Consider the following 13,274-nt stretch of genomic DNA (forward strand, 5'->3'; position numbering starts at 1 on the left):
GTCAACGAGAATCCCCGGCCTCGGGCCCCGGTGACCTCTATCCTGAGGCGAGGCGCGGCCGGAGGGGGAAGCCATGATCGCAACGGTCTCGGTGCTGGTCATCGTCATCATCTGGAGCGCGCTGTCGCGCCCGCTGGATCGGCGCAGCATCACATCGGCGATGTTCCTCGCCACTGCCGGGCTGGTGGTGGCCCTGATCATCCCCGCGGTGAGCGACATCGAGCTCGAGTCCGAGGTGGTCGAACGCGTCGCCGAGATCGCGCTGGTGCTGCTGTTGTTCAGCGACGCGACCCGTCTCGACCTGCGCAAACTGCGTCACCAGCTGGGGTGGCCGAGCCGCCTGCTGCTTCTGGGGCTCCCACTGACGATCGTTGCGGGCGCTGCCGTCGGCACCCTGCTCTTCCCGGGGATGGCCCTGGCCTCGGTTGTGCTGCTGGCGATCATGCTCGCGCCCACCGACGCGGCGCTCGGGCACCGCGTGATCTCTGACACCGAGGTACCGGCGCGCGTGCGTCAGGCCCTCGATGTCGAGAGTGGTCTCAACGACGGGCTCGCCGTGCCGCTTTTCCTCGTCGCGCTGTCGATCGCGAACGCTGAACTCAAGGGCGGGGTCACCACCGCAGTGCTGTCGGCGATGGGGGCGCAGATCGGATGGGGGATCCTCGGGGGAGCGGTCGGCGGATGCTTCGGGGCGCTCGCGTTCCACTTGGCCGATTCCCGAGGGTGGATCGCGAGTGAATGGCGCCAGATCCTGCCCCTGGCCAGTGCGATTCTCGCGTTCACGGTCGCCGATGGGCTGGGTGGCAGCGGATTCATCGCCGCGTTCGTCGGCGGCATCTTGTTCGGTCGCCTTGCCGGCCCCGCGAGCACCACGACGACACTGTTCGCCGAAGAGGCCGGCGAGGTCTTCGCCGCGATTACCTGGATCACCTTCGGCGGCGTCGTGTTCCTGATCGCCGCACCCCACATCACGTGGCAGATCATCGTCTACGCGCTGCTGAGCCTCACCGTCGTGCGAATGCTCCCCGTGTTCATCGTGATGGCAGGTTCAGGGGCCCGGATGCCGACCAAGGCATTCATCGGATGGTTCGGCCCGCGGGGGCTCGCATCGCTGGTGTTCGTGCTGATCGCGCTCGAGCGCGGCATTCCCGAACAAGCGACCGTGCTCACGACCGTGGTGGTCACCATCGCCCTGAGCATCGTGCTGCACGGACTGACATCCGTGCCCCTCGTCGGTGTGTACCGCAAGTGGTACGCCGCGCAGGCGGCATCCGATCCTGACTCCGAGGAGTCGGTCAACACGGTGCTTCCGCGCCTCCGGCGGCAGTTCAGCGCCCGGTTCTCGCGCGCGGACGGTCAGTGAGCGCCGCTCCAGGCGCCCTCGATCGGGATGTCGCGCCCGAGTACACGGCACGCGGCGCGGTGCCCTGAACACAGCGCCGCGGTGACCGTCGCGGGGTCGTCGGTCCACGTGGCCTCGCCGGCGAGGTGCAGCACACCGCCGCCGATCGGGGTGGCGAGGTCGTCATGGTCGTTCGTGGTCGACCCCACAGTCATGTAGGCGTATGAGCCGAGCGCGAAAGGATCGCCGCGCCAGTCCGTGACATGGACGAGCGTGGGCTTGCCTACACGGTCGCCGTACAGTCGCCGCAGTTGCGCCAGCACAGAGTCGACGATTTCGGCCTCGCTCCAGTCCCACGTCTCGATCGCCGCGGGCCCGGCGGCGAAGGTCAGCAGCGTGGGGGTGTCGTGCAGGGCGGTGAGGTCGTACCACGAGTGCCACCACTTTCCTTCGGGCCCCTGCTGCCTGATCGCGTAGACGTCCTCGTCCCAGAACTTCTTCTCGAAACGAAGGAACACCTTCTCGAATGCGTTCATGCGCAGGCGTGACAGGGCGCCAGCCACGGGTTCGGGGAGCGGCGGATCGATCGTGAAGTCGTCGCCGCGCAACACGCCGACCGGCACCGTGATGATCGCGCGGTCGGCGCTGAAGTCGCCGAAGTCGGTGGTGACGTGCACCCCGGCATCCGACCACTGCACTCGCGTCACGACGTGCTCGAGTCGCACATCCAGCCCCGTCACCAGGCCGTCGGCCAGGCGATCGTAGCCATCGGGGAACACCACTTCATCGCCCGAAATCTCATCGTCGTCGAGTCCGTGCGCGGCGAGATCATCGATGTGCACCCCGTACTGCTCTTCGGCGCGGTGCTCGAAGTACTCGCGCACGCGCTGAGTGCGCTCGGGGGCCCAGCCCTGCTGCGCCAAAGCGGCTTCGGTGACATCGCGGTACGACGCATCAGGCGCAGACTCGGCGATCACCGAGACGAGCGCGGCATCTGCCTCGTGGATATCGGTGGTGTAGCGGTGGGCTGCCTCATCGCTCAGGCGCGTGCCCTCAGGGTCATAGTGCGCGATCGGGCGCGAGTCGGGCTGGTAGCCGCCCACGGTGAACTCGCGCATGCGCATGCCGAACGCCTCGGCCGCGGCGGCGACCGGACTGTCGACGATGCCATGGATCCACGACGCGCCCATGTCGGTGGCCATGCCGTGAGTGCGCACCGTTGTCACCCGCCCGCCGATGCGGTCTCGCGCCTCGAGGACGACGACTTCCTGACCGGCGCGCTGAAGCAACCGCGCCGCGGTGAGTCCCGCGATACCCGCGCCGACGATGATCGTGTCCACGCGCTTCATCCGCGGCCTCCTCGGTGATGTTTCCGCGCGTCCGACGCTACCGCCCTTGGAGTCTCGGGGCGTACTTGTCAACCCCCTGCACTGATCGTTCCGGGCTACCTAACGTGGCGTCCATGGAACTCAACGGAAAGCGCATCGCGTTCTTGTCCACCGACGGATTCGAAGATTCCGAGCTGACCTCGCCGTGGAAAGCGGTGACGGATGCCGGAGCACACGCGACAATGATCTCGCCCGAATCGGGAACCATCACCGGTAAGAACGGTCATGAGCAGCAGGTCGACCTGGCGGTCACGGACGCGGATGCCGGCGCGTTCGACGCGCTCGTCCTCCCGGGTGGCGTCGTGAATGCCGATCACCTCAGGATGGACGAGACATCGGTGGCATTCGCAGCCGCGTTCTTCGAACAGCACAAGCCGGTCGCCGCGATCTGCCATGCCGCATGGACGCTCATCGAATCGGGCGTGGTGAACGGGCGTAAGCTGACCAGCTATCCGAGCCTGAAGACCGACCTTGTCAACGCTGGTGCCACGTGGGTTGATGAGGAAGTGGTGGTGGATGCGGGTTTCGTCACGAGTCGCACCCCTGATGACCTGCCCGCCTTCAACGCCAAGCTCATCGAAGAAGTCGCCGAAGGGCGTCACGCCGATCAAACGGCGTGACCGACAGAGGGAGAGACATGATGACTGGCAGTGAGCAGCATCCGACATCAACTGAGGAAAATTCACCCCATGAGGGCGTTCGCAGCGAGACCATCCTCATGGGGCGAATCTTCCTCATGGGCTGTCGCGAGTAGCGAGCCGCCCCGTGCAGCGCTCGAGGCAGCTCGGGGAGCTCAATCCTGTGCGGTCTTGGTGCGCTTGGGCAGCAGGCGCAAGGTCAGGATGAGTGCGGTGATGGGCACGATCGCCGCTACGAGGCTTGTCAGCTGCAGAGAGTGAGCGAACTGATCGCGGATGCCGTCGGTGATCGCCGCCACCTGATCGGGATCGAGGACTTGGTTGCCGCCTCCGCCGGTGCTGCTCGAGGTCGACGTGGTCGAGTCCAGAGAATCGCGAACGTCATCGGGGGCGACGCCATCGGGGAGCGAGGCGCCTGAGGTCGAGAGGAAGAAGCTCGCGATGACCATGAACACAACCGGTCCCAGGGAGTAAAAGGTCTGGCCGATTCCGGACTTCACACCAGCGATCGAGCCGCCCAGTTCTTTGGGGGCGTAGCTCATCATCAGGTTCGACTCGGGTGTCTGGGTCAGCGCGTTGGAGAGCGACAGCATGATGAAGGCGATGAGCACCAGCCACAAGGATGCGTTCGGCCCGAGCGAGGCGAACACGAGGCACGTGACGGTGCAGGTAGTCAGGCCGATGAGCAGAGCGTTTCGTGACCCGAGCTTTGTGATCAGACGGCCGGCCCAGCCCGCGGCGAAGGCCTGAATGATGGCGGCCGGCATCATCAGCAAGCCGAGGATCGCCGTCGATGTCTCCTGCACGACGACCAGGTAGTACGAGACGAGCAGCGTGAAACCACCGGTCATGAAGTTGAAGGTCGCCCCAGCGGCAACGCCGACATTGAAGCGTCCTCGGCTGAACAAGCCCAGGTCGAGGGCCGGTTGATCGATCCGCCGTTCGACGAGAATAAAGCCCACGGCGCCGACGATTCCGATCCCGAGGGGGATCAGGGATGCCGTGTTGATGCCGTCCTGCAGGCGTGAGATGCCCAGCACTAGGCCTACGAGCGTGACCGCCGCGAGGAGAATCCCGACGATATCGAACCGCCGGCCGGTGGCCTTGGGGATGACGTCGATGAACGCCCACGCGAGCAACGCGGTGATGAGGGCGAACAGGGCGAAGACCAAGAACCCTGTACGCCATCCGATACTTGTGGCGACCAGACTCGCGATCGCGGGCATTGGTGCCGTACACGCGAACGCCATCGCCAGGTAGCTGCCGATGGCGCGGGGGCGTTGCGCGGGGGTGAACGAAGAATTCACGATCGTCAGCGACAGCCCGAGCAAGAAGGCAAACCCGACACCGACCACGATGCGCGCGACGATGAGCACCGGGAAACTGCCCGACAGGCTCACCATGACCTCGCCGACCAGGGTGATCACCGCGCCGGCGATGAACATCTGCTTCTTGCCGAGGATGTCGCCCAGCACGCCTGCGCCGAGGATCGTTGCCGCGAGCATCAGCGTGGCGAGGGATGCGATGAAACCCGTCTCGGATCCCGACAGCCCGAGATCGGCGCGGATCAGTGAGATGTTTGCGGAGAACACGGCAGGGTCGGCCCCGGTGATCGCGAAGCCCATGCCGCATCCGATGAGGAGCATCCACTGCCGAGCACTGAATCGCTCGGGCGCAGCGGTGGTCAACGATGACGTCATGGGGCTCCCTGCTCGGTGATGGGCGCGGCCGCCTCTCCTCGCCGAACGTATCGCAAACCGCCCCTGACCGGCATCACTTTCGCTCTTTCGCGGCGACAACCGGCTCTGCTAGTGTCTGGCCCGCGAGGGTTCCGCTGATGATGCCGCTGGAGGCACTGGTGACTGAAACGACCGGCAGTAGGGTGAAAAAGGGAACGACGGCGGCGCTCATCGCACTGACCGCGGCGTCGTGTCTGCAGGTGGTCGACCCCACGGCGAACAACATCGCCATCGTCGGGGCATCCATCGATTTGGGGATGTCCGCATCAGAGCGGGCCTTTGCCGCGAGCATCGGCACGCTCGCCCTCGCGGCGTTCATCCTCACCACCGGCTCGCTCGGCGACCGGTTGGGTCGACGCAAGGTCATGCTCGCCGGGCTTGTCGTCGCCGGTTTGGGTGGCGTGATCACCGCGATCGCCCCGACCACTCTGGTCTTCATGGCGGGGCGCGCCACCACCGGGATCGGCATCGCCGCCGCCTTCGGATTGAGCTTCGCTCTGCTACGAGAAGTCCTGCCCAACAACATCCCCAAAGCCGTGGCATTCTGGTTGGCCGGGCAGACGGCCGCGGCCCTCGTTCTCGGCGTCGTCGCGGGCTGGATGGCGGGAATCGGGTGGCGATTCGGCTATCTGCTGATGCCTCTCGTGGCCGCCATCGCGTTCCTGATGTGCATGAGAGGTCTTCCCGAGGCGAAAGCACCAAACCCCGGAAAATTCGACTACGTCGGGCTCTTGGCCATCGCCGTCACCATGGCCGGCATCATCTACGGGCTCTCCAGCGCGGCAAGCGCGGGCTGGACCTCGGCCGTGGTTCTCGTGCCAATCGGTGTGGGGGTTGTCGCGTTCATCGTGTTCGTGTGGTGGGAGGCGCGCACCGCATCCCCCGCGTTCCCGGTCAAACTGTTCAAGGACCCCGAATTGGCCGGCTCGGTCGCGGTGGGCTTCTCGTTCAACATGTGGCAGGCCGTGGTGATGATCCAACTGTCCATGCTGTGGCAGTACGTGTTCCTCTACCAGCCGCTCCAGGTGAGCCTCGGCCAAATGCCGATGAGCATCGCCATGGTGATCGGTGCTACCGTCGCCGGCCGCCTGCTGTCGAAGGGTATTCCGGCGGCGGCGAACCTCATCGTCGGCCACGTCTTGTTGATCGGGACGCTGATCTGGTTCGGCTTCACCACCGTCAGTGCGCCGTACATCTTCTTCTGCATCCCAATGGTCATCGGTGGGTTCGCCCGCATGCTCAACGAAACCACGATGGGTCAATACTTCGTCAGCAAGCCGCCGCCAGCGCTGACCGGCGCCATGGCGTCGTCGAAGACTGCTATCGGGCAGATGAGTTTCGCCCTCGGTACGGCGCTGTCGTCCACGTTCCTGTTCGGTCAGTACGGGCGAGGGATCGCGGAGGCGTTCGCGGAGGCGAACGTCGAGCCGAGCCAGCAGGGGCAGTACACCGGCCTCATCACGCAGTACGTTTCCGGCGGAGACATGTCGGAGTACGACCCCGACCTGGTGGAGCAGGTGATCGCACAGGCATCCGAGATCTTCGTCACCTCGTTCAACGGCACGATGTTCATCTTCGCCGGCATCCTCACCGTCTTCGCGATCATCTCGACGCTCTTCTTCTGGCGAGCCGGGCGCATGCGCAAAGCCGGGACACTGGTCAACGGTCCGCTGGACCTCAACGGAAAGCCTGTCGCGCTCAGCACAGGTTCCGCCGACTCGCCCACCGACACCCCCGACGCACGCACCGACAAGGGAGATCAGTCATGACCGCACCCCAACTCATTCTCACCGGCGGCACCGTCATCACCGTCGATGACGCCGACACTCTCGCTGAGGCGATCGCCGTCACGGACGGGCTGATCAGCGCCGTCGGCACCGCTGCCGAGGTGGGAGCACTCGCAGACGACACCACGCGCGTGATCGACCTTGACGGCAAGACTGTCATCCCCGGCTTCGTCGATGCGCACAGTCACGTGTCGATGGGAGCGCCGTACATCAAGCACGCAGCGCTGCAGCCGGCTCCGACCGGCGACGTGCATACGGTCGATGACATCGTGCGCAAACTGCACGAGGCCAAAGAGCGCAACAACCCGGCGCCGGGTGAGTACGTCATCGGATGGGGCTACTACCCCGAAGAGATGGATGACGACGGTGCGGTGACGGCAGACCTGCTTGACCGCGAGTTCCCCGACCACAAGGTCGTGGTCGTGCACATCTCGGGCCACGGCGGTGTCGCAAACACGCGCGTGCTCGAAGCCGCCGGGTTCGTCGACGGCGTTGCAGACCCCGACGGTGGGACCATCGTCCGCTACCCGGGTACCGAGAAGCCGAACGGTGTGCTGTGGGAGCAGGCCTGGATGCCGCTGGTGTTCAGCCTGCTCGACTACGAAGAGTCCGCGATGCTCGCGATGCTGCACGAGTATGCGCGCTGGGGGATGACCACGGTGCAGGATGGTGCGGCCACGATGGAGCAGGTCCGCAACATTCGACAACTCGCCGAGTCCGACAAGGGCATTCCTATTGATGTCCGTTCGCTCGTGATCTTCAACGAGCTCGAAGAGGGGATCGAGTCAGGCCTCGTCGGGACGACCTCCGCAGGCCACACAGTGCAAGGCACCAAGCTGATCCTGGATGGTTCGCCGCAAGGGCGCACCGCGCGGGTGACGGAAGAGTACGTCACCGGTGGTCCTGGCGGGGAGCACCACTGGCACGGCATCTCGGTGATCGACCAAGAGACGACGGACAAAGTGGTCGCCCTCGCGTACCAGCACGGTATCCAGGTGTTCGCGCACGTGAACGGCGACGGCGCCATTGACCAGTTGCTGAACGCGCACCGCGCTGCGGTGGCCAGCGGTGCGCAGGCGCCGGGACGCACGATTCCCATCCACTCCCAGGTCATGCGCATTGATCAGCTCGACGAATACGTCGCCGAGGGGTTCGAGCCCTCGATGTTCACGGTGCACACGTATCTGTTCGGCGACACCCACATCAAGAACTTCGGTGAGAAGCGCGCCTTCGGGATCTCACCGATGCGCTCCGCGATCGATCGTGGTCTGCGACCGACCAACCACTCCGACTACCCGATCACGCCGATCAATCCGCTCCTGCTGTTGTGGTCCTCGGTGGTGCGTCGCTCGACGGGCGGTGTCGTGCTCGGCGAGGGCGAGCGTGTGACGCCGCTCGAGGGCCTGCGTGCGCTCACGATCAACGCGGCGTACGAACACCGGTGCGAAGACGACCGCGGCTCGATCGAGGTGGGCAAGCTCGCCGACCTGGTGGTACTCGAGCGCAACCTTCTCGACGTCGAACACGACGACATCCCGGGCATCCCCGTTGTCGCCACCTTCAAGCGCGGAAAGGCCGTCTACGAGGCCTGATCATCCGAGGCCTCGCGGCCACGCCGGTAGGGTCTTCGAGAAGCGAAGATCCCGAGGAGGCGCGGATGAGCAAGCTGAGCAGGGCTGAGCGGCGCGAAGCGGCGCGCGCCGAGCTCAAGGACACTGCCTACGAGATCTTCATTGGCGTGCTATCGCTGCTGTCGATCGCAAACATCGTGCTGGTCTTCGCGCTCGCCGACGACCCCGCGATGCAGACCGTGCTGAGCGTCATGAACGCCCTGTTCAGCCTGATCTTCCTCGGCGACTTCATCTACCGAATCGTGACGGCGAAGTCCGCGAGCGCATACTTCTTCCGCTACTTCGGGTGGGCCGACCTGCTCGCGAGCCTGCCGTTCCCGCAGCTGAAGATTCTGCGTCTTTTCCGCGTGATCCGGGTGTTCCGTCTGCTGTCCGAAGTCGGCGGCCGCACGGTGTGGAACACGCTGGTGCGCGATCGCGCCGACAGTGCCCTGATGACGCTGCTGTTGATGGGCGTGTTCGTCCTCCAGTTCGGCAGCCTCGCCGTCCTCTTGGCCGAAGAAGACGTCGAAGGTGCCAACATCACCACCGCGTCGGACGCGCTCTGGTACACCGTCGTCACGATCTCGACCGTGGGTTATGGCGATCACTATCCGGTCAGCCAGGTCGGCCGCTTCATCGGAGTACTGATCATCATCGTCGGCGTCGGCATCTTCGGTACCTTCACCGGGTACCTGGCGAACGCCTTCCTCGGCTCGAAGGGGGATGAGGAGGGCGCGGATGCCACGGGCGCGGCATCCGACATCGAATCCGTCGACGACGAGGCGCTCGCAGCACCAGCCGCGCAAGGTGTCGCCGCCGGCGCGGCATCCGGTGCCGTCGCGGCAGGAGTGCGGGCCTCGGAGGAAGCGGACGAACGCGAAGCGGAAGAGGACCGTGATGCGAGGATCGAGCAACTGCTCGCTCAGTCCGAGCAGGCGCTCGCCGAAGTGCGTGACCTACTCGCGCGAAAATAGCAAGCCCCTGCTGGATAAATCGCAGGTCGATTAGCGTTCTTCTTACCGTTCGGGGGAACGCTAATCACGGAGGTTGCCCATGTCATATCCGCTGCATCGTCGATTCAACCTCGTGCGGGTGTCATCGATGGAATGGATGCTCGTCGACGCATCCCTGACCGAACACGATCCGCGTCGCATCGTCGGACGCGTGTACGAAGTCGACGAGCTCGAGTTCGATGTCACGTGGTCGCGTGACCTCGGGCTTCCGGAGCACTTCATGTCGCCCGCAGACGCGCTCGAAGCGCTCGAACGCTCGACGGTCCCGCGGCGCCGCGCATCAACTCGCCCGGTGCCCATCCCTCACCTGCCGCCGCTCAGCCCGGGCACCGCGGCGTAGGCTCGAGCGGCGGCGGCGATAGTTACTCTTCGGAGTCCTTCGCTCGACGACGTGCTTCGCGCTCCGCGCGCCGGTTCTCGCCCACCGTGAGCGAGGCGTCACCCGACGCCGTGTGACGTGGATTCTCGGGCCCTTTGGGCTCGATGTGACCGGGGTCGAGCGTGCGGCGCACGTCGTCGGCAGTCACGACCGCGATCTGGCCAGTCGCGGTCTCGTACCACTCGGTGAGCGCCGGGTCTTCCGAGTCGAAACCCGCGCCAGCGCCCTCGTCGGCGGGCACCTCGGTAGCGCCGAACACGAAGTCGTCGCCATGCTCGGCGATTCCCAGGCGCACACCCTGCGCGATGGCCGCCTTGGCATACCGCCGCCGCAGCATGTACGGGTCGGTGCGCAACTCTTTCGCCCAGGCGAACATGATGCCGATCACGATGATCGCGAACGGCAAGGCGGTCACCACCATGATCGACTGCAGACCAGACAGGGCAGTCTCGCCACCCGCGAGCAGCAGGGCGAGCGCGGCCGCACCCAGCAGGAGGCCCCACGTGATCGTCACCCAGGTCGACGGCTCGGGCTTGCCCCGCTGGCTCATCGACGCCATGACGATGGCCGCCGAGTCGGCCGAGGTGACGAAGAACAACACGATTGAGATCATGGCGACCACCGACACCGCCGCGCCGAGGGGAAGGTTCGACAACAACGCGAACAGCACCGCCTGTGAGCCGCCCGCCTCGCTGATGCCCAGCCCCTGCAACTCGAACAGCATCGCGGTGCCGCCCATGATGCCGAACCACGCGATGCACACCGCCGACGGAACGATGATGACGACCGTGACGAACTGGCGCAGCGTGCGCCCGCGCGAGATCTTCGCGATGAACATGCCCACGAAGGGGGTCCACGAGATCCACCAGGCCCAGTAGTAGTTCGTCCAGCTGGCCATGAACGCGGCCGCGTCCTCGCCCTGCGTGGGGTTGCGCATCAACATCATCCACAGGTCGTTGAGGAACGCGGGAACACTGGCGGGAACGATGTTCAGCAAGAACAGTGTCGGGCCCACGATGAATATGAACAGGCCGATCACGCCGGCGAGCACCATGTTGATGTTCGACAGGGCCCGGATGCCACGCTTGATGCCCGACACGGCTGACACCACGAATGCTGCCGTGAGCACCGTGATGATCACGATGATCGCGGTGTTACCCAGCGGGCCGGCCCCGGTGACGAATTCGACACCGCTCGCGATCTGCAGCGTGCCCATGCCGAGCGTGACGCCCGTGCCGAACAGCGTGACGATGATCGCGAAGACGTCGATCGCCGCGCCGATGGGCCCTTCGGTCTTGTCGCCGAAGATCGGCTGGAAGATGGCCGAGATCAGCGGCCGACGACCGCGCCGGTAGGCGGCGTAGGCGATGGCTCCGCCGACGAGTGCGTAGAACGCCCACGCGAGCGGACCCCAGTGCAGGATCGACTGCGAGAGCGCATCGAGCATCGCTCCCTCGGTGCCCGGTTCGGTGTCGAATCCCGGCGGCACGTTGTTGAAGTAGTAGAGCGGCTCGGCCGACCCCCAGAACAGGAGGCCGATGCCCATGCCGGCTGAGAACAGCATCGCGATCCACGAGGGGGTGGAGAACTCGGGTGCTTCGTCGTCTGCTCCGAGTCGGATGCCGCCAGTGCGGCCGTATCCGACGATGAACATGAACGCGATCGTGACGAGCGCGAGCGCCGAGAACAGCCATCCGAAGTTGGTGGTCACCCACGCGAGCGACGCAGACCCGACCTCGCTGATGCTCTCGGGCGCCGCGAACCCCCAGATCACGACGCCGAGCACCATGACGCCGGCGATGCCGAATACTGCCCAGTTGGTGGCAAACGCTCGCGGCGTATCTTCGACGCCGATCCCGGGGATCAGCGCCGGGTGGGTGACATCTTTGAGAATCTTCTTCGATTCCGTGTCTTGGGCCGCGTCGGCCGTCTTTTTTGCGCTCATCGACGTGTCTCCTCTGCGGCCCCCGCATCGCGAGTACGCCGACTGTTTTCGTTTCGGTCGTCGTGATTCGTGGCATCCACCTTACAGAAACCTGTGAACTGGGCGGGGAGGTGGGTCGGGTATCGTTCCCCTCGGTCGTGCACAGGCGCACGTCGTCGACGAGAGGCAGCGAGCGATGCAGTTCGGTTTGATCCAGAACTATTCCACCGACATCCACGAGATCGCCGACGCGATCGACACCTACGAGTCGGCGGGGCTCGACACGATCGCGGTCGCCGAGGCGTACTCGTTCGATGCGGTGAGCCGACTCGGCTATCTCGCCGCGAAGACGCAGCGCGTCTCGCTGATGTCGAACATCTTCCAGCTGTACACGCGCACGCCGAGCCTGACCGCCATGACCGCGGCGAGCTTGGACTCGCTCGCGCCCGGAGGGTTCACACTGGGCATCGGCGCGTCGGGCCCGCAGGTGATCGAGGGCTTCCATGGCGTGCCATACGACGCGCCGCTCGGCCGCACGCGCGAGATCGTCGACATCTGCCGACAGGTGTGGCGGCGCGACCCGGTTGTGCACGCGGGCCGCAACTACACCGTTCCGCTCAGCCGCGAGGCGGGCGGGTCGGGCCTCGGCAAGCCACTCAAACTGATCAACACCCCGCGACGCGAGCGAGTGCCGATCTCGATCGCAGCCCTCGGACCGCAGAGCGTCGCTCAGGTGGCCGAGATCGCCGAGGGGTGGCAGCCGATCTTCTACGACCCGAACCGTGCCGATCGGGTGTGGGGCGAATCGCTGGCGAAGGGTCTCGCCAAGCGGGATGCCGCGCTGGGCAACCTGGATGTTCAGGTGCAGGTCTTCTTCTCTTACGGCGAGCCATCGCCTGCCGCCCTGATGGCGGTGCGCGCGCAACTCGCGCTGTACATCGGTGGGATGGGCGCGAAGGGGAAGAACTTCTACAACGACATCGCGGTGCGCTACGGGTACGAGGCCGAGGCGCGGGATATCCAGGAGCTCTACCTTGCTGGCCGCCGCACCGAGGCGATGGCTGCTGTTCCCGACGAGCTGGTGAGCGGGGTGTCGCTGTTCGGTGGCCCCGATGTGCTGCAAGAGCGGATCGCCGCCTTCGCGGCATCCGGAGTCACGACGCTCTTGCTCGCGCCGGTCGCCGAGGCGCCCGAACAGCGCCTCGACGACGTGGTCTCGCTGTTGGAGCTGACCCGCGCGTCCTAGCTCCGAGGCGCCCGCCCCGCGGCGCCCCGCCCCACCCCGACGTTCCGCCCCCGCCCCGACGTTCCGCCCCCGCCCCGACGTTCCGCCCCCAGGATCTGCTGCCCGTAGACGCAAATTCTGGGGGCGCAGCTCGGGGCTGACGCGCTCCGCGGTCAAGTCCCGTCGTGTGGTGTCATTCCTGCTGTTGCCTGGGGGTGGTTGGGGG

At 65.7% G+C, this 13,274-nt stretch carries 10 protein-coding genes; 7 read left to right on the top strand and 3 right to left on the bottom strand.

Annotated elements, in window-relative coordinates:
• The first annotated feature begins 73 nt into the window (after positions 1-73).
• Entirely contained in the window at positions 74-1,363 is a 1,290-nt protein-coding gene (locus ON062_RS13345) for a sodium:proton antiporter (protein WP_274647631.1), read from the top strand.
• On the opposite strand, the gene ON062_RS13350 is transcribed toward ON062_RS13345, so the two are convergent.
• On the bottom strand, positions 1,357-2,691 hold the full coding sequence (locus ON062_RS13350; RefSeq protein WP_274647632.1) for an NAD(P)/FAD-dependent oxidoreductase: 1,335 nt from the start codon (positions 2,689-2,691) through the stop codon (positions 1,357-1,359). The genes ON062_RS13345 and ON062_RS13350 overlap by 7 nt on opposite strands.
• Positions 2,692-2,804: 113 nt before the next feature.
• On the opposite strand from ON062_RS13350, the gene ON062_RS13355 reads away from it, so the two are divergent.
• A complete protein-coding gene (locus tag ON062_RS13355) occupies positions 2,805-3,350 on the top strand; it encodes a type 1 glutamine amidotransferase domain-containing protein (protein ID WP_274647633.1) in 546 nt (181 codons plus the stop codon).
• A gap of 173 nt (positions 3,351-3,523) precedes the next feature.
• On the opposite strand, the gene ON062_RS13360 is transcribed toward ON062_RS13355, so the two are convergent.
• The gene (locus ON062_RS13360) at positions 3,524-5,068 is read right to left on the bottom strand and encodes an MFS transporter (protein WP_274647634.1); all 1,545 of its coding nucleotides are present in this window, start codon (positions 5,066-5,068) and stop codon (positions 3,524-3,526) included.
• Between the two features lie 158 nt (positions 5,069-5,226).
• Here ON062_RS13360 and ON062_RS13365 point away from each other — a divergent pair, with 158 nt between their 5' ends.
• From ON062_RS13365 to ON062_RS13380, 4 genes are all read left to right on the top strand, one after another.
• The gene (locus ON062_RS13365; protein WP_274647635.1) at positions 5,227-6,876 is read left to right on the top strand and encodes an MFS transporter; all 1,650 of its coding nucleotides are present in this window, start codon (positions 5,227-5,229) and stop codon (positions 6,874-6,876) included.
• A complete protein-coding gene (locus ON062_RS13370; protein ID WP_274647636.1) occupies positions 6,873-8,486 on the top strand; it encodes an amidohydrolase in 1,614 nt (537 codons plus the stop codon). Before ON062_RS13365 ends, ON062_RS13370 begins: the two co-directional genes overlap by 4 nt.
• 65 nt (positions 8,487-8,551) lie before the next feature.
• Entirely contained in the window at positions 8,552-9,481 is a 930-nt protein-coding gene (locus ON062_RS13375) for an ion transporter (RefSeq protein ID WP_274647637.1), read from the top strand.
• Positions 9,482-9,560: 79 nt separating this feature from the next.
• Complete coding sequence (locus tag ON062_RS13380; protein ID WP_274647638.1) at positions 9,561-9,860, top strand: hypothetical protein; 300 nt, start codon at positions 9,561-9,563, stop codon at positions 9,858-9,860.
• A gap of 22 nt (positions 9,861-9,882) precedes the next feature.
• On the opposite strand, the gene ON062_RS13385 is transcribed toward ON062_RS13380, so the two are convergent.
• Entirely contained in the window at positions 9,883-11,844 is a 1,962-nt protein-coding gene (locus ON062_RS13385) for a BCCT family transporter (RefSeq protein ID WP_274647639.1), read from the bottom strand.
• Positions 11,845-12,019: 175 nt separating this feature from the next.
• Here ON062_RS13385 and ON062_RS13390 point away from each other — a divergent pair, with 175 nt between their 5' ends.
• Positions 12,020-13,069 carry an LLM class F420-dependent oxidoreductase gene (locus tag ON062_RS13390; protein ID WP_274647640.1) on the top strand — a complete coding sequence of 350 codons (1,050 nt, stop codon included), beginning with the start codon at positions 12,020-12,022 and terminating at the stop codon, positions 13,067-13,069.
• Positions 13,070-13,274: the final 205 nt, after the last annotated feature.

The sequence above is a fragment of the Microbacterium sp. C7(2022) genome, assembly GCF_028823665.1.
Classification (GTDB): domain Bacteria; phylum Actinomycetota; class Actinomycetes; order Actinomycetales; family Microbacteriaceae; genus Microbacterium.

Coding starts and splice junctions, on each gene's coding strand:
- ON062_RS13345 (WP_274647631.1), top strand. CDS start 74: ATGATCGCAACGGTCTCGGTGCTGGTCATCGTCATCATCTGGAGCGCG.
- ON062_RS13350 (WP_274647632.1), bottom strand. CDS start 2,691: ATGAAGCGCGTGGACACGATCATCGTCGGCGCGGGTATCGCGGGACTC.
- ON062_RS13355 (WP_274647633.1), top strand. CDS start 2,805: ATGGAACTCAACGGAAAGCGCATCGCGTTCTTGTCCACCGACGGATTC.
- ON062_RS13360 (WP_274647634.1), bottom strand. CDS start 5,068: ATGACGTCATCGTTGACCACCGCTGCGCCCGAGCGATTCAGTGCTCGG.
- ON062_RS13370 (WP_274647636.1), top strand. CDS start 6,873: ATGACCGCACCCCAACTCATTCTCACCGGCGGCACCGTCATCACCGTC.
- ON062_RS13375 (WP_274647637.1), top strand. CDS start 8,552: ATGAGCAAGCTGAGCAGGGCTGAGCGGCGCGAAGCGGCGCGCGCCGAG.
- ON062_RS13380 (WP_274647638.1), top strand. CDS start 9,561: ATGTCATATCCGCTGCATCGTCGATTCAACCTCGTGCGGGTGTCATCG.
- ON062_RS13385 (WP_274647639.1), bottom strand. CDS start 11,844: ATGAGCGCAAAAAAGACGGCCGACGCGGCCCAAGACACGGAATCGAAG.
- ON062_RS13390 (WP_274647640.1), top strand. CDS start 12,020: ATGCAGTTCGGTTTGATCCAGAACTATTCCACCGACATCCACGAGATC.